The sequence below is a fragment of the Stenotrophomonas maltophilia group sp. Smal12 genome, from assembly GCF_037079935.1.
Lineage (GTDB): Bacteria > Pseudomonadota > Gammaproteobacteria > Xanthomonadales > Xanthomonadaceae > Stenotrophomonas > Stenotrophomonas sepilia.
Genome location: NZ_JBAWUK010000003.1, coordinates 105,443 through 125,408, shown reverse-complemented (window position 1 = coordinate 125,408; position 19,966 = coordinate 105,443). Strand labels below are relative to the sequence as shown.

At 68.3% G+C, this 19,966-nt stretch carries 13 protein-coding genes and 1 pseudogene; 10 read left to right on the top strand and 4 right to left on the bottom strand.

Annotation, left to right across the window (positions count from 1 at the left end; translation table 11 throughout):
* The first annotated feature begins 8 nt into the window (after positions 1–8).
* Together WDC87_RS02600 and pncB are read left to right on the top strand one after the other, a co-directional pair.
* Positions 9–848 carry a glycosyltransferase family 2 protein gene (locus WDC87_RS02600; protein ID WP_164082672.1) on the top strand — a complete coding sequence of 280 codons (840 nt, stop codon included), beginning with the start codon at positions 9–11 and terminating at the stop codon, positions 846–848.
* 106 nt (positions 849–954) lie between these two features.
* Positions 955–2,136, top strand: a complete 1,182-nt coding sequence (gene pncB, locus WDC87_RS02595; RefSeq protein WP_164082671.1) for a nicotinate phosphoribosyltransferase — start codon at positions 955–957, stop codon at positions 2,134–2,136.
* A gap of 22 nt (positions 2,137–2,158) precedes the next feature.
* Here the strand turns inward: pncB and WDC87_RS02590 are convergent, their stop codons facing one another.
* Positions 2,159–2,524: a hypothetical protein gene (locus tag WDC87_RS02590; protein ID WP_049468305.1), complete on the bottom strand. Its 366-nt coding sequence runs from the start codon at positions 2,522–2,524 to the stop codon at positions 2,159–2,161.
* Between the two features lie 458 nt (positions 2,525–2,982).
* On the opposite strand from WDC87_RS02590, the gene WDC87_RS02585 reads away from it, so the two are divergent.
* The 8 genes and pseudogenes from WDC87_RS02585 (at position 2,983) to WDC87_RS02550 (ending at position 16,659) form a co-directional block, all read left to right on the top strand.
* A complete protein-coding gene (locus tag WDC87_RS02585; protein WP_005415238.1) occupies positions 2,983–3,522 on the top strand; it encodes a fimbrial protein in 540 nt (179 codons plus the stop codon).
* Positions 3,523–3,607: 85 nt separating this feature from the next.
* Positions 3,608–4,336 (top strand): molecular chaperone, encoded by a 729-nt coding sequence (locus WDC87_RS02580; RefSeq protein ID WP_049468303.1) that lies wholly within the window; start codon positions 3,608–3,610, stop codon positions 4,334–4,336.
* A gap of 92 nt (positions 4,337–4,428) precedes the next feature.
* The gene (locus WDC87_RS02575; protein WP_053462136.1) at positions 4,429–6,993 is read left to right on the top strand and encodes a fimbria/pilus outer membrane usher protein; all 2,565 of its coding nucleotides are present in this window, start codon (positions 4,429–4,431) and stop codon (positions 6,991–6,993) included.
* Positions 6,984–8,018, top strand: coding sequence for a fimbrial protein (locus WDC87_RS02570; protein ID WP_164082670.1), 1,035 nt, complete (start codon positions 6,984–6,986; stop codon positions 8,016–8,018). Before WDC87_RS02575 ends, WDC87_RS02570 begins: the two co-directional genes overlap by 10 nt.
* A gap of 266 nt (positions 8,019–8,284) precedes the next feature.
* A complete protein-coding gene (gene wecB / locus WDC87_RS02565; protein WP_164082669.1) occupies positions 8,285–9,469 on the top strand; it encodes a UDP-N-acetylglucosamine 2-epimerase (non-hydrolyzing) in 1,185 nt (394 codons plus the stop codon).
* Positions 9,466–11,674 (top strand): annotated as a pseudogene (locus WDC87_RS02560) (hypothetical protein). The gene wecB and the pseudogene WDC87_RS02560 overlap by 4 nt, the downstream one beginning before the upstream one ends.
* A 6-nt stretch (positions 11,675–11,680) precedes the next feature.
* Positions 11,681–13,828, top strand: coding sequence for a glycosyl transferase family protein (locus tag WDC87_RS02555; RefSeq protein ID WP_049468298.1), 2,148 nt, complete (start codon positions 11,681–11,683; stop codon positions 13,826–13,828).
* Positions 13,825–16,659: a hypothetical protein gene (locus WDC87_RS02550; RefSeq protein WP_252745137.1), complete on the top strand. Its 2,835-nt coding sequence runs from the start codon at positions 13,825–13,827 to the stop codon at positions 16,657–16,659. Before WDC87_RS02555 ends, WDC87_RS02550 begins: the two co-directional genes overlap by 4 nt.
* Here the strand turns inward: WDC87_RS02550 and WDC87_RS02545 are convergent.
* From WDC87_RS02545 to WDC87_RS02535, 3 genes are all read right to left on the bottom strand, one after another.
* Complete coding sequence (locus tag WDC87_RS02545; RefSeq protein ID WP_252745138.1) at positions 16,653–17,657, bottom strand: DUF4434 domain-containing protein; 1,005 nt, start codon at positions 17,655–17,657, stop codon at positions 16,653–16,655. The two genes, WDC87_RS02550 and WDC87_RS02545, sit on opposite strands and share 7 nt — an antisense overlap.
* Positions 17,658–17,827: 170 nt before the next feature.
* The gene (locus WDC87_RS02540; RefSeq protein ID WP_252745139.1) at positions 17,828–19,144 is read right to left on the bottom strand and encodes an NCS2 family permease; all 1,317 of its coding nucleotides are present in this window, start codon (positions 19,142–19,144) and stop codon (positions 17,828–17,830) included.
* Between the two features lie 65 nt (positions 19,145–19,209).
* Positions 19,210–19,899: an outer membrane beta-barrel protein gene (locus tag WDC87_RS02535; RefSeq protein WP_049468291.1), complete on the bottom strand. Its 690-nt coding sequence runs from the start codon at positions 19,897–19,899 to the stop codon at positions 19,210–19,212.
* Between the last annotated feature and the right edge of the window lie 67 nt (positions 19,900–19,966).

Genomic DNA, 19,966 nt, shown 5'->3' with positions numbered 1-19,966 from the left:
TTCCCCGTTTGAATGCAGCCATTGCCGCCATCGTCGTCACCTACCAGAGTGGCAGCACCATCGATGCCTGCCTCTCGCGGCTGCGCCAGGCAGAGGAGGTGGCCGAGATCCGGGTGATCGACAATGGTTCGCTGGATGGCACCCTGGACATCGTGCAGCGCCATGCCAGCCACGATGCCCGCGTACGCTTCGTCGGCAACCCGGACAATCCCGGCTTCGCCGCCGCCAACAACCAGGGCGTGGCCGACTCGCACAGCCCGTGGCTGGCCTTCATCAACCCGGACCTGATGGTCGAGCCGGGCACGCTGGCCGAGCTGCGCCGCCGGGCCGAAGCGCTGGGTGACTGCCTGCTGGGCGTCGAACAGGTGGACGAGCAGGGTCATGCCGACGAGGCGGTGCGTCGCCGCGATCCGGATTTCCTGATGATGCTGCGCTCGCCCGGCAAGGGCTCGAAGCTGGCGGTGGCGCGCGACCCGCACCAGGCACTGCAGCGGGTGCCGGCACTGTCCGGCGCGCTGTTGATGATGCCGCGCGCGCTGTTCGACCGTATCGGCGGCTGGGACGCGGGCTACCGGCTGCATGCCGAGGACCTGGACCTGTGCCGGCGCGCACGCCAGGCCGGTGCGGTGGTGGCCATCGCCAATGATCTGCAGGTTACCCATGTGCGCGGTGTCTCCAGCCGCTCGCGACCGTTCTTCGTGGAGTGGCACAAGCACAGGGGGCTGTGGCGCTATTTCCAGAAGTTCGAAGCCGGGCAGCGTCCGCTGCCGGTGCGGGCTGCGGTGTGGGCCGCGATCTGGGCACACGCGCTGATGCTGGTGCCGCGCCTGCTGCGCAGGTCGCTGTAGCACCGGGCCCACGCGCGGCTCAGGCAACGCTCCAGCCGAGCGTGGCTCGGCCCTACGGAAGGCGGGCGCGCCCACGGTTCACTCCGCCGGGCGCATAATCCGCCCCATGCCTATCATCCAGTCCCTGCTCGACACCGACCTGTACAAATTCACCATGATGCAGGCGGTGCTCCACCAGCACCCCGGCGCCCAGGTGCAGTACCGGTTCAAGTGCCGCACCCCCGGCATCGACCTGGCCCGTTACATCGACCAGATCGACGAAGAAATCGACCACCTGTGCAGCCTGCGTTTCAGCGACGCGGAACTGGACTACATGCGCGGCCTGCGCTTCGTGAAGCCGGACTTCGCCGATTTCCTCGGCCTGTTCCATCTGGACCGCAAGTACATCCACCTGCGCGCGTCGACGGCCGTGCCTGGCGAGATCGAGCTGGACATCACCGGCCCGTGGCTGCACACCATCCTGTTCGAAGTGCCGCTGCTGGCGATCATCAACGAAGTGTGGTTCCGCAACACCACCACGGCCGACTTCGCCGAAGGTGAGCGCCGCCTGCAGGCCAAGGCCGCACTGCTGCGCGATACCCCCGGCTTCGAGCAGTGCCGCATTGCCGACTATGGCAGCCGCCGCCGCTACTCGCGTGACTGGCATGCGCGCCTGCTGCCGCTGCTGCGCGACGCCCTCGGCCCGCAGCTGGTCGGCACCAGCAACGTGCACTTCGCCCGCCTGTACGGCATGACCCCGCACGGCACCATGGCGCACGAGTACCTGCAGGCGTTCCAGGCACTGGGCCCGCGCCTGCGGGATTCGCAGGTGGCGGCGCTGGAATCGTGGGCGCGCGAATACCGTGGCGACCTCGGCATCGCGCTGTCCGACGTGGTGGGCCTGGACGCGTTCCTGCGCGATTTCGACATGTATTTCTGCAAGCTGTTCGACGGCGTGCGCCACGACTCCGGCGATCCGTTCGACTGGGGCGACCGCATGCTGGCGCACTTCCAGCAGCGCCGGGTTGATCCGCGCAGCAAGGTGCTGGTGTTCAGCGACGGGCTGGACATTGCCAAGGTGATGCGCCTGTACGATTACTTCCGCGGGCGCTGCCAGGTCGCGTTCGGCGTCGGCACGCACCTGACCAATGATCTGGGGCCGACGCCGCTCAACATCGTCATCAAGATGGTCCGCTGCAATGGCCAGCCGGTGGCCAAGCTCAGCGATTCGCCGGGCAAGAGCATGTGCGACGACCCGGGTTACCTGGCCTACCTGCGCCAGGTTTTCGAGCTGCCTCAGCCGGCGTAACGCCGCCGGCCCTCAACGGCGCTTACAGGTAGTCGACCACCACCAGGTAGGCGCCCTGCAGCGGCTGCTGCTTGGCGGCCTGCACGCTGTAACGCTCGGAGAAGGCGATATCGCCGGCGCGCATCGCGCTGGCCGACACCGACAGCTTCTGGCCCTGGCGCTTGCCATCGCGCAGCGTCGCGGCCTGGCCGTCGGCCAGCGCCGTCACGGCCACCGTCGAGCCCTTGGCCGATGGCGGGCACGCGGCCAGGCTCAGCTCACCCTGGGACAGGTTCGTCGTGCAGCCCGGCTCGGCGATGCGGCCGCTGAAACGGATGCTGCCACTGCTGGCCTGGGCCAGCGCACTGACGGACATCAGGGCCACGCACAGCAGAATGGAGTTCCTCATGACACGTTCTCTGGTTCGGTGTGTCCTAGTTAGCGACAGGTTCGATCAGCCTTTAATAGGACGATTCCGAATCTGCTAGGGCCATCACCAAGAAAGAGTGATGCGCATCAAACAAAGCGATTTCCGCATGAAAAAGCCTGTTTTCGCGCATGCCGAACGCGTCAGCCATTGCGTCATCTACGGTCGCTTGTGACCCGCCCATGGCTGCGTCAATTCTCCCGCGCGCCCAGGGACGAGATTTCGCATATCACGTCACAGTTGGGGCGTCAATAAATCGACGTTCAGAAAAATAATGAGACTTTCATCACAGTTGTGCATATACTTGCGTCACGGATTCAGGGAGAGGTACGTCCGAGTCCGGCCACAGGTGAGACGCAAGGATGGGTCTTGTTAGCCCGGCAGTGCTCCTTGCTTCCTCCTCTACTTCTCATCTCTTCAGTAGGGTTAGGTAAAAGCGAATGCACAAGATCAACCTCATTGCCGCTCTGATGCTGGCCGCCGCTCCGCTGGCCGCCAACGCCGCCGACGGCACCATCACCTTCAATGGCAAGGTGACCGACAAGACCTGCACCATCTCGACCCCGGGCGGCAAGGACTTCGCCGTGACCCTGCCGACCGTGTCCAAGAACACCCTGGCCACCGCCGGTGCCGTTGCGGGCCGTACCCCGTTCGCCATCAACCTGACCAAGTGCAGCGCCGGCAACGTCGCCACCTACTTCGAGCCGGGTTCGACCGTTGACTTCAACAGCGGCCGTCTGGTCAACCAGGCGTCGGCCAACGCCGCCACCAACGTGCAGCTGCAGCTGCTGGGCTCGAACAACCAGTTCCTGCCGATCAAGGCTGCTGGCGCTGGCCTGGCCCAGACCAACTCGCAGTGGGTCACCGTCGGCACCGACGGCTCGGCCGACCTGAACTACTACGCTGAGTACTACGCCACTGCCGCCGCCACCCCGGGCGACGTCACCAGCAGCGTCAAGTACACGATCATCTACAACTGATCGCAGTCGTGCCCGCACTGGCCGGCGTTCGCGCCGGCCGGTGTTCCGCGGCCCCTGGCCACACCCCTCGAGCGTAGTACTTCCGATGAAAGCACTCTTTCCCCGGGCGCTGCTGCTGGCAGCGTTCACGCTGCCCTTCTGCCAGAACGCACTGGCCGGCGTGGTGGTCAATGGCACGCGGGTGATCTACCCGGCACAGGCGCGCGAAGTCACCGTGCAGGTGGACAACGTGGGCGACTCGCCCGCGCTGGTCCAGGCCTGGATCGACAGTGGCGACGCCAACCAGACCGCCGACACCAGTGATGCCCCGTTCGTGCTGACGCCGCCGATCGCGCGCGTCGAACCGGGCCGCAGCCAGGCGCTGCGCCTGATCTTCTCCGGCGCGCAGCTGCCGACCGATCGCGAGACCGTGTTCTGGCTCAACGTGCTGGACGTACCGCCGTCGCCGGACAACGCCGACAGCGGCGACCAGAATTACCTGCAGGTCGCGTTCCGTTCGCGACTGAAGCTTTTCTACCGGCCGCAGGGCCTGAAGGGCGTCGCCAACGACGCACCGGCAGCGCTGCGCTGGACCCGCGCCGGCGACCGCCTGCGGGTGGACAACCCGAGCCCCTTCCACGTCACCCTGGCCGAAGTCCATGCCGTGACCGGCAGCAGTGAAAAGGCGGTCGAGGACAAGGGCGCGATGGTCGCGCCGAAGCAGAGCCTGGAGTTCGCCGCACCGGCGGGCACGCAGCAGGTGCGCTTCATCACCATCAATGATTACGGCGGCCGGGTCGAGCACACCGTCCGCCTCGACAGCACCGGGGGCTGAACGCGCCGCGCCGGCCATGGGCCTGCGCATCCCGCCACCGCCGCCGTGCGGCGAACTGAAGGAATGTCAGTGTGATCGGAAACAGATTGACATTGTCGATCCATCAGGCGCTTTGCCTGTTGGTTGTTGGCGCGGCCTGCCCAGGATGGGCGTTGGCGGCACCGGCCAATCTCGGCGAACAGGCGCTGATGGCGCAGAGCGGTGCGGCCACTGCGCGTGCACCGGAATCGGCCCAGTTCAATTCCAGCTTCCTGTCCGGCCAGGCCAAGCAGGTCGACCTGGCCGCCTTCAGCAACGGCAACCCGATGGTGGCCGGCAATTACCGCGTCGACGTCTACGTCAACGGCGCCTGGCAGGGCCGCCGCGACCTTCAGTTCAAGGCCGACGCACAGGGGCGCGTGGACGCCTGCCTGCCGCTGCCGATGCTGGAAGAAATGGGCGTGGACAGCGAGGCCGTGCTGCTGCAGCAGGACCCGACGCTGCCGACCGACACCACCAGCTGCGTGCCGGTGCAGCAGCGCATGGCCAATGCCTACGGTGTCTATGACAGCGGCAACCTGCGCTACGACCTCAGCATTCCGCAGGTGTTCCTGCGCCGTGAGGCGCGCGGCTACGTCAACCCGGCGCTGTGGGACCGCGGCATCAATGCCGGCTTCGTCGGCTACAGCTTCAATGCCATCGACAGCAACAGCCGCGTCGAAGGTGGCCAGCGCAACCGCAGTGCCTATCTCGGCCTCAATGCCGGCCTGAACCTGGGCGGCTGGCAGTTCCGCCACGATTCCAACCTGACCTGGTCCGAGGGTGACGGCCGCCATTGGCAGAGCATCGCCACCTACGCACAGCGCGGCATCCCGCAGGTGCGCGGCATGCTCACCATCGGTGAGGCCTACACCACGGGCGAGCTGTTCGACTCGATCGGCTACCGCGGTGCCAGCCTGGCCAGCGACGACCGCATGCTGCCCGATTCGCTGCGCGGCTACGCGCCGGTGGTGCGCGGCATCGCCGAGACCAATGCGCGCATCGAAGTGCGCCAGAACCAGCAGCTGATCTACTCCTCCACCGTCTCGCCGGGCAGCTTCGTCATCGACGACCTGTACCCGACCGGCTACGGCGGTGACCTGGAAGTGAGCGTGATCGAGGCCGATGGCCGCCGCCGTGAATTCAAGGTGCCGTTCGGCTCGGTGCCGCAGATGCTGCGTGAGGGCGTGTCGCGCTACTCGCTGACCGCCGGCCAGGTGCGCAACAAGCTGCTGGCCGACGAACCCTGGCTGGTGCAGGGCACCTACCAGCGCGGCATCGGCAACCAGTTGACCCTGTACGGCGGCAGCGCGCTGAGCGATGGCTACCTGTCGCTGCTGTACGGTGTCGGCCTGTCGACCCGGGTCGGCGCGTTCGCTGCCGACGTCACCCATGCGCGTACCTCGTTCGACCACTACGGCAGCCACACCGGCGCCAGCGTGCGGCTGAGCTACAGCAACATGATCGGCGAGACCGGCACCAACCTGACCCTGGCCGCCTACCGGTACTCGACCGAAGGCTTCTACAGCCTGCAGGACGCCCTGTATGGCCGTGATTCGGACGCGCGCGGCATCGATCCGACCACCCGTGGCCGCCAGCGCAGCCAGTTCCAGGTCACCCTGAACCAGCCGCTCGGCCGCCGTGGCGGTGCGCTGTACGTGACCGGTTCGGTGCGTGACTTCTACGACCGTTCCGGCACCTCCAAGCAGTACCAGGTGGGCTACAACAACGCCTGGCGTTCGGTGAACTACGGCTTCTCGGCGCTGCGCACCGAAGAGGGCGTGCTCGGCCGTTCCGATACCCAGTACCTGCTGTCGATGAGCGTGCCGCTGGGCCGGGGTACCCACCCGGTGTCGTTCAGCGCCGATCTGGGCATGCGCGATCGTGGTGGCTACGACAACAGCCGCGTCGGCATCACCGGTTCGGCCGGCGTCGACAACAACTTCAGCTACGGCGTGGCCCTGTCCGATTCCCGCGAGGGTGGCACCACCGCGGTCGGCAATGCCGAGTACCGCAGCCGCTACTCCGCGTTGAACGCCACCTACAGCCACTCGCGTGATTTCCGCCAGGCGTCGGTCGGTGCCAACGGCAGCGTGGTCGTGCATCCGGGTGGCTTCACCTTCACCCCGCAGCGGGGCGACACCATGGTGCTGGTCGAAGCACCGGGCGCGCGCGATGCGATCGTCAGCAATGCCCCGGGCCTGCGCGTCGATGGCCGCGGCTATGCGGTGGTGCCGTACGTGTCGCCGTACCGCCTCAACACCGTCACCCTCGACCCGCAGGGCATGGCCCACGACGTCGAACTGGAAAGCACCAGCCAGTCGATCGCACCGTTTGCCGGCGCCATCAGCTACCTGCGCTTCGATACCCGCAAGGGCAACGCGCTGCTGATCCAGGTACGCAACCCGGATGGCCGCAGCATGCCGTTCGGTGCGCAGGTCAAGGACGAGCAGGGCCAGCCGGTGGGCATGGTCAGCCAGGGCGGTCGCCTGTACGTGCGCAGTGAAAAGAACCAGGGCCGCCTGCTGGTGGAGTGGGGCGCCGGTGCCGAGCAGCGCTGCACCATCGATTACCAGGTTCCGGCGGGCGCCGATGCGTCCAAGACCGGCTTCATCCCGCTGGAGGCAGCATGCCGATGATTTCTTCCCGTGGCCGCACGCTGCTGGCCGCCTTGACCGTGATGGGGGGCGTGCTGCTGGCGCAGCAGGCCAGTGCATCGTGCCGCATCCAGAACAGCTGGTTCGTGGCCCAGGACGTAACCATGGACATGGGGCAGATCGTGATCCTGCCCAGCACGCCGGTCGGCGGCGTGATCAAGGAGATCAGCGAGCCGATCAACCAGCAGAACAGCGTGGCGCGCTGCGACTGGTCCGGCGGGCGTTCGATCGGTGAGTACGTCAATGCCGCGCAGAAGCGTCCGGTGGCCGGGTTCTCGAACGTCTATGAAACCGATGTGGCGGGCGTGGGCATCCGCCTGTACCGCGACTCCGGCGCGATCCAGACCTACTATCCGCACACCATCAACTTCGCCAGCAACAGCACCATCTCGCTGGTCGGAGGCACGTTCCGCATCCAGCTGATCAAGACTGCGGCACAGACCGGCTCGGGCGTGATCGCACCGAACGGTCGCTTCACCACGTATTACTTCGACGGTGATGGCGCCGCCCGACCGGTGCTGACCTCCACCTTCAAGGGCTCGGGCACCACCGTGGTCAGCCCGACCTGCGAAGTGCAGGCCGGCAGCCGCAACATCGCCGTCGACTTCGGCAGCGTGCCCAACACCACCTTCACCGGTGTCGGTTCCAGGGCCGTCGACCGCGATTTCGAGATCCGGCTGAACTGCCAGGGCAGCAATGTCGCCGCCTACCAGAGCAAGATCGGCATCCGCCTCGATGCCGACCAGGACAGCTCGAACATGCCGGGCGTGCTGAAGCTCAGCGCGGCTGCCAACAGCGCGACCCGCATCGGCATCCAGATGGTCCAGCGCGATGGCACCACCGAGCGCGAAGTGCGCTTCGGCCAGACCATCAACGTCGGCACCACGGCGCCGGGGACCAGCGTCATGGCGCTGCCGCTGCGCGCGCGCTACGTGCAGACCCAGGCCGGCACGGTCGGTGCTGGTGTCGCAAACGGCCAGGCCACGTTCACCATCCAGTACGAGTAAGGCCGCCCCGGCGGCTGTCCCTGCTGCGTTCCGCCGCAACGTCGCCCGGTTCACGGGCGGCGTTGACTGCGTCTTGATCTTCCAACGATGAAGATCAGTGCCACGACGCACGTACCATCAATCGAATGTGATGTACGTCGCGATTTTGGAGTTTCCTCATGAGGTGACCGTCTCCTGCCTGCGGGCATTGGACGGTAACGCCGAAAGGATCCAGACGTGGCTACAGCTCCTGGCATTCTCCAGCACCGTCCTTCCGGAGCACCCCGGTGAAGGTCCTGTCGGTGTTCGGCACCCGACCGGAAGCGATCAAGATGGGGCCGCTGGTGCGCGCCCTGGCCCAGGCTGCGGACATCGAATCTGTGGTCTGCATTACCGGCCAGCACCGCGCGATGCTCGACCAGGTGATGTCGCTGTTCGAGATCACCGCCGACCATGACCTCGACGTCATGGTGCCCAACCAGACCCTCAATGGCCTGTGCGCCCGGCTGCTCGAGCGGCTCGATGCGCTCTACACGCAGGTCCGCCCCGACTACGTGCTGGTGCACGGCGATACCACCACGGCGATGACCGCCGCCCTGGCCGCGTTCCACCACCGCATCCCGATCGGCCATGTCGAGGCCGGCCTGCGCACCGGCGACATCCACCGGCCCTGGCCGGAGGAGATGAACCGGCGGGTGATCGATGTGGTCGCCCAGCAGCTGTATGCGCCCACCCCGGGCTCGCGTGCCAACCTGGCCCGTGAACACCTGGGGGGGCAGGTCCTGGTCACCGGCAACACCGTCATCGATGCCCCGCAGCAGACCGTGCAGCGCCTGGATGCTGATCCGGCACTGCGTGCCCGGGCCGACGAACCCTTCCACATGCTCGACCCCGGGCGCCGCCTGCTGCTGGTCACCGGCCATCGCCGCGAGAGCTTCGGCCAGGGCTTCGAGGACATCTGCCGTGCGCTGGCCGAACTGGCCCGGCGGCCGGACCTGCAGGTGCTGTACCCGGTGCACCTCAATCCGAACGTGCAGGGACCGGTCAATGCCCACCTCGGCACGCTCGACAACGTGCACCTGGTGCCGCCGCAGGATTACCTGCGCTTCGTGCGCCTGATGCAGCGCGCCGACGTCATCCTCACCGACTCCGGTGGCGTGCAGGAGGAAGCGCCGGCCCTGGCCAAGCCGGTGCTGGTGATGCGCGACGTCACCGAGCGCCCCGAGGCGGTCGAGGCCGGTGTGGTGACGCTGGTCGGCACCACGCCCTCGCGCATCGTCGCGGGCGTCAATGCGGCACTGGCCCAGCCACCGCAGCCGACCCGCTTCGACCCCGATGCCAGTCCCTATGGTGATGGCCGCGCCAGCGCGCGTATCGTCGCCGCGCTGCGCGGCATGCCCCTTCCCGAGTTCACGCCCGGTCTCCGCAGTGGCGGTGCCGCCCAGCCCCTTCCGCATGAAGTGACGCCATGACCCCGACCGGCCGCTCCCCCCTGTTTGCCTCCGCCGCTGCGTTCGTCCTGTCGGGCGTGGTCGGTACTGCCCATGCCGCTGACACTGTCGCCGGCCAGTTCGCCGAATGGAGCGGCGACAGTACGGTGAACCGGCAGATGACCCTGCGCGAACTCGGTTTCCGCCAGCCACTGGTGCTGAGTGGGCAGGAAAGCCAGCGCGAGGTCTACCTGCCGGTGCCGGCCGGAGTCGCCACCCGCGACGCGCAGCTGCAGCTGGATGGGCGCTATGTACGCGGCCACGCCGGGCGTACCTCGGGATTGTGGTCGGTCGATGGCGACCCGATCGCGGCGCGTTCGATCACCGATGCGCAGGGCGATGCCAGCCAGTTGCTGGCCATCGACGGCGAACCCCGCCAGAGCGGCTTCGTGCGCGTCGGCGTCGGCTGGTGGTCGATCGTGTCCGATTACCAGTGCGCCGACCAGAGCGCGCCGGCCAACGTGCTGCGGCTGTCGCCGGACTCGCGTTTCAGCTACCGCTTCGACGGCCGCGCCGTGGATACCGTGGCCAAGGCCTGGGGGGCGCTGCCACCGCGGGTGCGTCTGCTGGTGGATGGCAAGGCGCTGCAGGCACCGGCCTACGATGCGGCCTGGCGCATCGGTACCGCGTTGCAGGCCGGCGGCAAGCAGGTGCAGGTGGTGGCCCTGCCCGCGGTCGGTGACAGCGTCGACCTGGCCGGTATCAGCATCCCGGCCAGCCTGCAGGGCGTGCCGGCCTACGCCGCGCTGGCCACGGGTGAGCGCGCGCATGCGATCAGGGACCTGGCCGAAGTCGGCGCGCTGCTGTCATTGCGCGACAGCGGGCCGTTGGCCGCCGATGTGATGATCGGCAGCGATGCACTGCGCGCCGGCGTGCGCGCGGCGCTGGATGCGCTGGGCGCGCAGGTCGGCGCAGCCGGTGCGGATGCAGGCAGCGCGTTCGCCGCGTGGCGCGCGGGTGGCATGGCGGGCCTGGAAAAGCCCGCAGCCACTGCCTCGGTCGCCGTGGTGGCCGTTGCCGGGCGTCCGACGCTGGTGGTCGATCCGGCGGCGGCGGGCAAGGTCGCCGGGCTGCTCGCCGAGCAGTGGCGCAGCTATGCACTGGGCCGCAGCCTGCAGGTCAGCGCAGCGGGCACGCCCAGACTGGACGGTGACCAGGTGCTGCTGAGCCGGCTCGGCAACATCGCCGGCACCATGGATGTGGTGACCCGCGCCGACCGCAGCGCCAGCTTCGACCTCGGCGCACTGTCGGCCGATGGCCGCCTGCCCGAGCAGGTGGTGATCGATGTCTCGGCGGCCCCCAACGCGGCCGGGCAGGGCGCGGTTGCCACGATCTACCTCAACGATTACCTGCTGGGCGGCAAGGTGCTGTCGGCCAACGGCCAGCCGCAACGCTTGGTGGCCAAGGTGCCGGCCTACGCGCTGTCGGCACGCAACGAGATCCGTGTCAGCTTCCTGCGCCAGCCGGCGCGTCCCTACTGCCACGATCCGGCCACGGGCTATCCGGTCTCGATCCTGCCCAGCAGCCATCTGACCCTGGCCAAGCGATCGCTGGGCAATGATTTCGTCGGTGCCAGCAGCCAGCAGCCAGCTGTCACGCGGTAACCAGGTGTTCGTGCCCGACGCGTGGCTGCAGGACGCGCCGGCCTCGCTGGTCAAGCTCATCGCCGTGGCCAGTGCAGTGGGCGCCTCGCCGGAAGCGTCGGAATTGAAGGTGGTCGACGCCGGTGCCGCCGTCAGCCCGGGTGCGCCGTGGCTGGCCTTCGCCGTGGCGCCGGCCGGGGTTGATGTGGCCGGCCTGAAGGACGGCCACCTGCGGATCGGTGGCACGTCGCCGCCGTTGCTGGATGTCAGCGGCCTGGATCGCGCCGCCGTGGTGCAGGTGGGCACCTCCGGCGGCCAGCTGGGCGTGCTGTACAGCGACCTGGGCGCACAGGCACCGTCGTTCGGCGCACCGTTCCGGCTGCTGAAGGGCGACCTGGCCGTGCTCGACGGCAGTGACGCCGTGCGCGAATTCGACCGCCAGGATCCCTATGGCACGCGTGTCGCGCAGGACGGCAACCCGCAATCGAAGTGGGAACGGCACATGGTCTGGTTGCTGCTGCTGGTCGGCGTGATCGTGTTCGCGCTGCTGGCCGCCCGCGTCACCCAGGTGCGCCGCCGCAAGTCCGCCAACGCAAGGCACTGATCCACCGTGGACGGTCTGTTCTGGAACATCCAGCTGGCCAACTACTACGCCGCCCTGGAAACCACGGCGGCGGCGGTGGCCGTGCTGATCCTGATCTCCAGCCTCGATGACCTGTTCATCGACGTCTGGTACTGGGTGCGCGAGAGCTGGCGGGCATTGACCATCAAGCGCCGCGACGCATACCGGCCGCTGACCCAGGACGACCTGCTGCAGCGCCCGCAGCAGCCGCTGGCGATCATGGTGCCGGCGTGGATGGAGTACGACGTCATCGCGCAGATGGTGGAGAACATGATCAACGTGCTCGATTACCGCGAGTACGTCGTGTTCGTCGGCACCTATCCCAACGACCAGCAGACCATCGATGAGGTCGAGCGCATGCGTCGCCGCTACAAGCGCCTGCGCCGCGTGGAAGTGCCGCACGACGGGCCGACCAGCAAGGCCGACTGCCTGAACTGGCTGATCCTGGCGATCTTCGATTACGAGAAGCGCCACGACATCGAGTTCGCCGGGGTGATCCTGCACGACAGCGAGGACGTGCTGCACCCGATGGAGCTGCGGTTCTACAACTACCTGCTGCCACGCAAGGACATGATCCAGTTGCCGGTGACCTCGCTGGACCGCGAGTGGTACGAACTGGTGGCCGGGGTCTACATGGACGAGTTCGCCGAATGGCACGCCAAGGACCTGGTGGTGCGCGAGAGCGTTTCGGGCATGGTGCCGTCGGCCGGCGTCGGTACCTGCTTCTCGCGGCGCGCGTTGCTGGCCCTGAGTGCGCAGACCGACAACCAGCCCTTCAACACCGACAGCCTCACCGAGGATTACGACGTGGGTGCGCGGCTGGCAGCCATGGGCATGCAGTCGATCTTCGCCCGCTTCCCGGTGCAGTTCCGCGTGCGCCGCCCCTCATGGTTCGGCTGGGGGCCGGTGCGCGAGCGCACCCAGCAGATGGCCCTGTGCGTGCGCGAATACTTCCCCGACAATTTCCGCGCCTCCTACCGGCAGAAGGCGCGCTGGGTGCTGGGCATCGGCCTGCAGAGCTGGGAGTCGCTGGGCTGGCGAGGCTCGCTGGCCACCAAGTACCTGCTGGCGCGCGACCGCAAGGGCATCATCACCTCGTTTGTCAGCATCATTGCCTACCTCATCTTCCTGCAGCTGCTGCTGTTCTGGCTGTTGAAGATGACCGGGGTCTGGACGATGCAGTTTCCCAGCGTGTTCCAGGCCGGCACCTGGCAGATGACGGTGGCGCTGCTGACCACCGCAGCGCTGGCCACCCGCGTCGTGCAGCGCTTCTACTTCGTCAACCGGCTGTACGGCTGGGAGCATGCCTTGATGTCGATCCCGCGGATGGTGGTCGGCAACATGATCAACTTCATGGCCACCGCCCGCGCGTGGAAGGTGTTCCTGGCCTACCTGCTGTTCGGCAAGCGCATGGTCTGGGACAAGACCATGCACGACTTCCCGGACGCGGCGCAGCTGGTGCAGACGCGCAAGCAGCTCGGCGAACTGTTGACCACCTGGCAGGCGGTGGAGCCGGAGCGACTGCAGCAGGCGCTGGAGCAGCAGCAGGACGGCCGGCAGCAGCCGCTGGGGCGCATCCTGCTCACCCAGGGGTGGCTGGATGATGAGACCCTGGCCGAGGCGATTGCCTTCCAGGGCGACCTGCCACGTGCGGTGATCGACGTGGATTACCTGCGGGCCGGCCCGTTCCCGGTCAGCGCCGACGCCTGCGTGCAATGGCGCATGCTGCCATTGCCGCCGCGGCAGCCGGGGACCCTGCGTCTGGCCGTGGCCAGCCCGCTGCCCGAGGAGGCACTGGCGCTGCTCAAGCAGGAAACCCGCAGCGACCACATCGAACAGAGCATCGCCCGCGAGAGCGAGATCAACGCAGGGCTGCGCCTGATCGGCAGTGACCGGGACTGGCAGCTGGACAACGTGCCGCTGCTCGGGGACCTGCTGGTGGAGATGCGCCTGATCGACCACGCGCGCTTCGAGATCGCACTGGATGCCTACAAGCCGCAGCGCGATGGCCGCATCGGCGATTACCTGGTCAAGCAGGGCGTCACCACCGAGGACGCCGTCGCCCAGGCCATGCAGGAGCAGCGCCGGCGTGCGGCCGTGCTGCAGTCGCCGCCTCCCGGAGCCTTGCCGGCATGAAGACCACGCTGCTGTCCACCGTCATTGCCGTGGCACTGGCCACCGCCGCCACGCCGGTACTGGCACAGGCCGATGCGGCCCTGCCGCTGTCCGGCGCTGCATACCGCGTCGCCGAGCAGGCCTTCGCCGCTTACGAGCGCGGCGACTATCAAGCGGCTTACCAGCAGTCCACCGAAGCGATCCGGCTGCGCCCGGACGTGGTGCGGCTGCGCCTGCTGCAGATCTACGCGCTGCAGAAACTGGGCCGGCCGGCGGAGGCGCAGCAGCAGGCGCGCCGTGCACTGGATGCGGGGTTGAAGGATCCGGCCTTGCCGGCGTTGGCCGCTGCCACCGCTGCACGCAGCACGCCCCCGGATGCCAGGGGCACGCGCGCATCCTCCCCACCGCGTGCGGCCGGCAGCGGCGCAGACCGCGCCAGGCAGCAGGCCTACACGCTGGCCACCGAGGCCTATGCCGCCTATGACGCCGGGCGCATGGGGGAAGCGGCCAGCAAGGCCGAGCAGGCCTTCCGCCAGCAGCCGAAGCAGGGCGCCTGGGCGATGCTGTGGGTGGCGGCGCTGGAAGCACAGCAACAGGCCGAACTGGCCGACGCGGCCATCGGCACGGCGCTGCAGCTGGGCGCACCGAACGTCGAGGAACTGCGCACCCGGCGCGTGGCGCTGGCCCGCCAGCGCGCGCTGCTGCAGGCCCAGCAGGCCTACCAGTCGCTGTCCACGCAGAACGATGCGGCGGCCGTCGCGCAGGCGCGGGCCGCCGTCGAACTTGCGCCGGATGTGGCTTCGTACCGGTGGCTGTTGATCACCGCTCTGCTGCAGCAGGGGCAGCTGGCCGACGCCGAGCGCAGCGCCGACCAGGCGCTGCAGGCCGACGGCGGGGATCTCAATGCCCGGCTGATGCGTGGTTATCTGCGCCAGCGCCAGGGCAAGACCCTGCTGGCCAATGAAGACTTCGACGCCGCACTCGCCGCGCCGGGGGCAACCATGCAGCAGCGCAACGTGCGCCTGCTGGCCGTGGATGCGGCCCTGGCCGCTGGGGACCGCACACGTGCGGCTGCACTGCTGGCGCCACTGCAGGCGGCGTCGCCCACGGATGCGGGCGACGCACGCGCGCAGCAGCTTCTGCAGCAGGGCATCGAACAGCGCGCCAAGGCGATCCGGTCCAGTCGTGCGCCTGCGGGTTTGAGTGCGCAGGCGTATCCGGCGCCGTTCCAGCACTGCCCGCCTGCTGACACCGGTGATGCCTGCACGCTGATGCCGGTCGACCTGCAGGGCGACGGTGGTGCCGCACAGCGCGCGTATGCGGCCTACGCGCGGCAGGACTACGCCGAGGCCATCGGCGAGGCGCGGCAGGCCGTGCAGCTCGCACCGGAGGACGCGAGCCTGCAGGGGCTGCTGACCACCACGCTGGCGGCAGGCAACCGCAGCCAGCAGGACGAAGCACGGCTGCGCCTGGACGCGGCACTGGCGCAACGCCCTGATGATGCCGGGCTGCTGATGCAGCGCGGCTACCTCAACCAGAAGGCCCACGAACCGGCGCGCGCACTGGCCGACTTCCGTGCCGCCGAGGCCACCGGCAAGGCACCGAAGAGCGTGGTGCTTGACCAGGCCTACGCCAGCGCGGCCAGCGGCGATCACCCGCAGGCGGTGACGCTGCTGCGGACGGCCATTGATCGTGCCGATGCCGGCGAGCTGCCGCTGGATGAGCGCCAGCGCTACAGCGTGCGCAGTGCCATCGCCAGTTACTCGCGCGAGTGGGGCGTGATCGCCTCGGCGGGTTTCCGCGGTGCGCGCCAGGCGGCGACCAATGTCGGCGGCGCCGCGCTCAGCACGCCGGGCGATTCGGTGTTCAGCACGCTCGAGGCGTTCTGGCGACCCCCGGCCTTCAACGATGCCCATGGCACGCTGGAACTCTACGCGCGCCTGCTCAACACGCTGTACGACCAGGGCGGCACCTATGAATCGATCCGCGCGGTGGACCCGTGCACCGGCGAATCGACGCCCGATGCACGTGCACGCGCCGAACGGCTCAGCCGCTCGCGTTCCACCACCGGCTGGCCGTCCACCATCGCCTCGTTCGGCCTGCGCTACGCCTTCGGCCAGACCGGCCTGAGCGCCGGCATCGAGCGTCGCCAGTTCCTCGGCAGTGCCACCCGTTCGGGTGATGTTTATCCGGCATCGGCGGCCGTGCAGTGCCGCCTGCAGCTGGCCCGGAACCCGCCACTGGAAGCCAGCACGCTGGCCCGCTACCGCCTGGCCAGCGGTTCTGGCGGCTGGATGTCCTACCTGACCTACGGCTATTACCACGGCACCGACCTGCGCACCGACGTCAACCAGTGGTGGATGGTCAGCGGCTACGCGCAGGGCGGCTATACCTGGGATGACAACAGCGCCCACTTCACCCTCGACGCGCTGGATGCCAACGGCACGCCGGTGCGGCGGATCGGCGATGCCCGCGGGCGGTTGCATCGCGAGCAGTGGTTCGCGGCCGCTGAACTGCGCGCCGGCCGCAGCATCCGCTTTGGCGCCGGGCAGACCCACTGGGTGGTCACGCCGTATGTGGTGGTGGGGGCGGACTGGCTCGACCAGCGCTCGCGGGTGCGCGACATCCGTTACCCGCTGTTCCCGGCGCAGTCGTTCGCGCTCAACGATACGCAACGCAGCTGGTCGCTCGGCGCAGGACCGGGCGTGGGCGTGCGCTACTGGTTCCGCGAGGACCACTACAACACCCCGCGTTCCTACCTCGACCTGACCGTGCAGTACCGCTTCGCGATCGGCGGCGGAGATACGCAGCGCGCCAAGGGCCTGTTCGCCACCGCCATCCTGTACTACTGAGCCAGCCCCCAGCGTCGCCGCAGCGCCGCCGCCTGCGGCGTGTCCTGGGTCAGCCAGGGCTCCAGCGCATAGACCAGCACGTGCTGTGCGCCACTGCCGCGTGCCCACGCCAGCTGCCGCTGGATGCGTGCGGCATCTGCGGTTTCGCCCTTGAACCCGCTGCCATCAGCGGCGCTGCCAGGCACTTCGCGGAACAGTTCGACGATCGCATCGAAACCGATGTCCTGTGCCTGGAAATGGTCGAGCAGGGGTTGCAGCTGCTGCACGTTGCCGGCGCCGGCCACACCCACCCCGTCCTGCGCCATCGGCCGCAGCGTGGCCTGGGCCAGTACCGCCTGCCATAGCGTGACCAGGTTGCCATCGGACTGCAGGCGGCTGAAGTAGCAGGAGATCGCACAGTCACCGCCGCGCGCGCTGGCGGCCTGCACCAGCCCGTGCAGCCACTGCGCCAGCCATTGCTGGCGGGCCGGATCGGCCCAGTGGAACTGCTCCAGTTCGTAGGGCAGGTACCAGCCGCCGAAGGCCGGCTGCTGCACCCATGGCGCCTGTGCCAACCAGCTGCGCGCGTGCGCCAGGCTGTTGGCCAGGAACGCCTGCAGCGTGGCGTCGTCGGCGCCGATGGCCTGCCACCAGCGTTGCTGGAAGGGCAGGCCGACGCGGATGCGGAGGTCATTCTCGCGGGCCGCAGTGAACAGTTGCTGCAGGCTGCCGTCGGGCAGTGCCCAGTCGCCATCGCTGCCACCGACGATGCCGGTCCATTGCAGCACCAGCTGCCGGCACCCCAGCGCATGGGCCAGCTTCAACGAGCGTTGCCAGTCGGCCAGGCCCCATTGCAGATGGCTGCGCCACGGTTGCAGGAAGGTGCCATCGACGTGCACAGGCAGCGAGCAGCCGGGCAGGGTGGCGAGCGTACCGGCCAGCGGCGCCAGCAACGCCGCGCGCAGCAGCCGGCGGCGCAATGGCGAAGACGGATCCGTGGGAAGGCCAGGCCGGAGCATGCCCGCATCATCCCAGAGCACCGTGGCTGGAAGGTGAACCCCGCACCAGGCAGTGCCAGCCGCTGGCCACCGCGTGCTCTGGCAACGCCGGCCGCTGGCCGGCATCGCGCCCGGTTAGCAGGTGAGTCACCACCCGGTAGTGCCGGCCGCTGGCCGGCATTGCCCCCCGATTATTCCAACGCGTAGCGCAGCGCGAACAGCACCGCCACCAGCCAGACCGCCGGATGCACCTCGCGCCAGCGCCCGGTGCCGGCCTTCAGCGCGGCATACGCAATGAAGCCGAACGCCAGGCCGTTGGCAATCGAATAGGTGAACGGCATCGCCAGCGCACACAGGGCGGCCGGCACCGATTCGGTCAGGTCGCTCCAGTCCACGTCCACCAGTTCGCGCAACATCAGGCCGGCCACGAACAGCAGCGCCGGTGCGGTGGCATAGCCGGGCACCATCGCCGCCAGCGGCGAGAACAGCAGTGCGGCCAGGAACAGCGCCGACACCACCAGTGCGGTCAGGCCGGTGCGGCCGCCCACCTGCACGCCCGAGGCGCTTTCAGCGAACGCGGTGGTGCTGCTGGTGCCCAGCAGCGAACCGGCCACGATCGCCGTGCTGTCGGCCAGCAGCGCGCGGCCGAAACGCTTCTGCGCGCCCGGCAGCTTCAGCAGTCCGGCGCGACCGACCACGCCATACAGGGTGCCGGTGGCATCGAACACTTCCACCAGCACGAACACCAGCACCACCTGCAGCAACACGGCGATCGGCGCGCCACCGTTGTGGTGCAGCAGGCCCGGCAGGTCCAGCTGCAGGAAGCTCGGCGCCAGGCTCGGCGGCAGCGAGACCAGGCCCTGGTACTGCACGTCGCCCAATGCCCAGCCCGCGCCGGTCACCGCCAGGATGCCGATCAGGATCGCGCCACGGACACGGCGCGCTTCCAGCACGGCAATCAGCAGGAAGCCGGCCAGCGCCAGCAGCGGCGGTGCCGTGTTCAACGGGCCCAGCGCCACCAGCGTGTCTTCATTGCCGACGATCACGCCGGATTTCTGCAGCGCGATGATCGCCAGGAACAGGCCAATGCCGGCCACGATCGCCGAACGCAGCGAGGCCGGGATGCCCGACACCAGCCACGCCCGCACACCGGTCAGCGACAGCACCAGGAACACCAGGCCGGAGATGAACACCGCAGCCAGTGCCTGCTGCCACGGCAGGCCAGCGGCCCCGACCACAGTGAAGGCGAAGAACGCGTTCAGGCCCATGCCCGGTGCCATGCCCACCGGGAAGTTGGCCGCCAGCGCCATCACTGCCGAACCCAGCGCAGCGGCCAGGCAGGTGGCCACGAACACCGCACCTGAATCCATGCCGGTGGTGCCGAGGATTTCCGGGTTGACGAAGACGATGTAGGACATCGTCAGGAAGGTGGTGACACCGGCCAGCAGCTCGGTGCGCACGGTGGTGCCGTGCTGCTGCAGCTGGAACAGGCGTTCGAACAGGGACATCGCAGATCTCTCATGCCTGCGCGCCCTGCCGCCCGTAGGGGAGCTGCGGGTGCGTCGTCAGGCGCTTAGAAGTGGTAGTTCAACTTCAGCGTAACGCTGCTGTAGTCGGTATGGAAGCTGCGACGGGCCGCAGCAGGGTAGTTGGGGTCTTCCAGGGTCACCGGGCTGGAACCCAGGTGGGTGTAGCGGTATTCGGCACCGGCCGAAAGGCGCTCGTTGAAGCGGTACAGCACGCCTGCGGTGGCGTGGGCGCCGGTTGACAGGTGCGACGCGCGGGTCTCGAACTCGGCCACGCGGCAGCCGTGGGTGGCCTCCACCAGCGACTTGTCGCAGCCCAGGGTGAACTCCTGCTGGGCCACGGTCACGCCTGCGCCGACGTAGGGCAGCCAGCGGCCCATCACGCGCCCCAGCGTCACATCGAAGGTGCCCGAACGGGTCACCGCATCCTTGCCGTAGTACGGGCTGTACTGGTGCTGTTCGCGATCCTTCCAGTCACGGCTGACGTTGCCGAACGACAGCGCGCCTTCAACACCGACCACGATGTTGTTGTCGAACTGCCAGCGACGGCCACCCTGCATGCCGCCGGTGAAACCGCGCACGCTCTTTTCCGAGGCGTTGGCATTGCTGCGGTCGTTGCTGTGCCCCTCGCCATGCGAGGCCTGGGCACCCAGGTAGAAGCCGTCCCAGTCGGTGGTCGCGGCCGTGGCGGTGCCCGACAGCATCAGGGCTGCCGTGGTGATGATCAGTGCTTTCATTGCGGTTTCCTACGTTGGGGGGATGGAGCGGGGACGTAGGAAAACCGATGTGGGCGGGTGAATACAT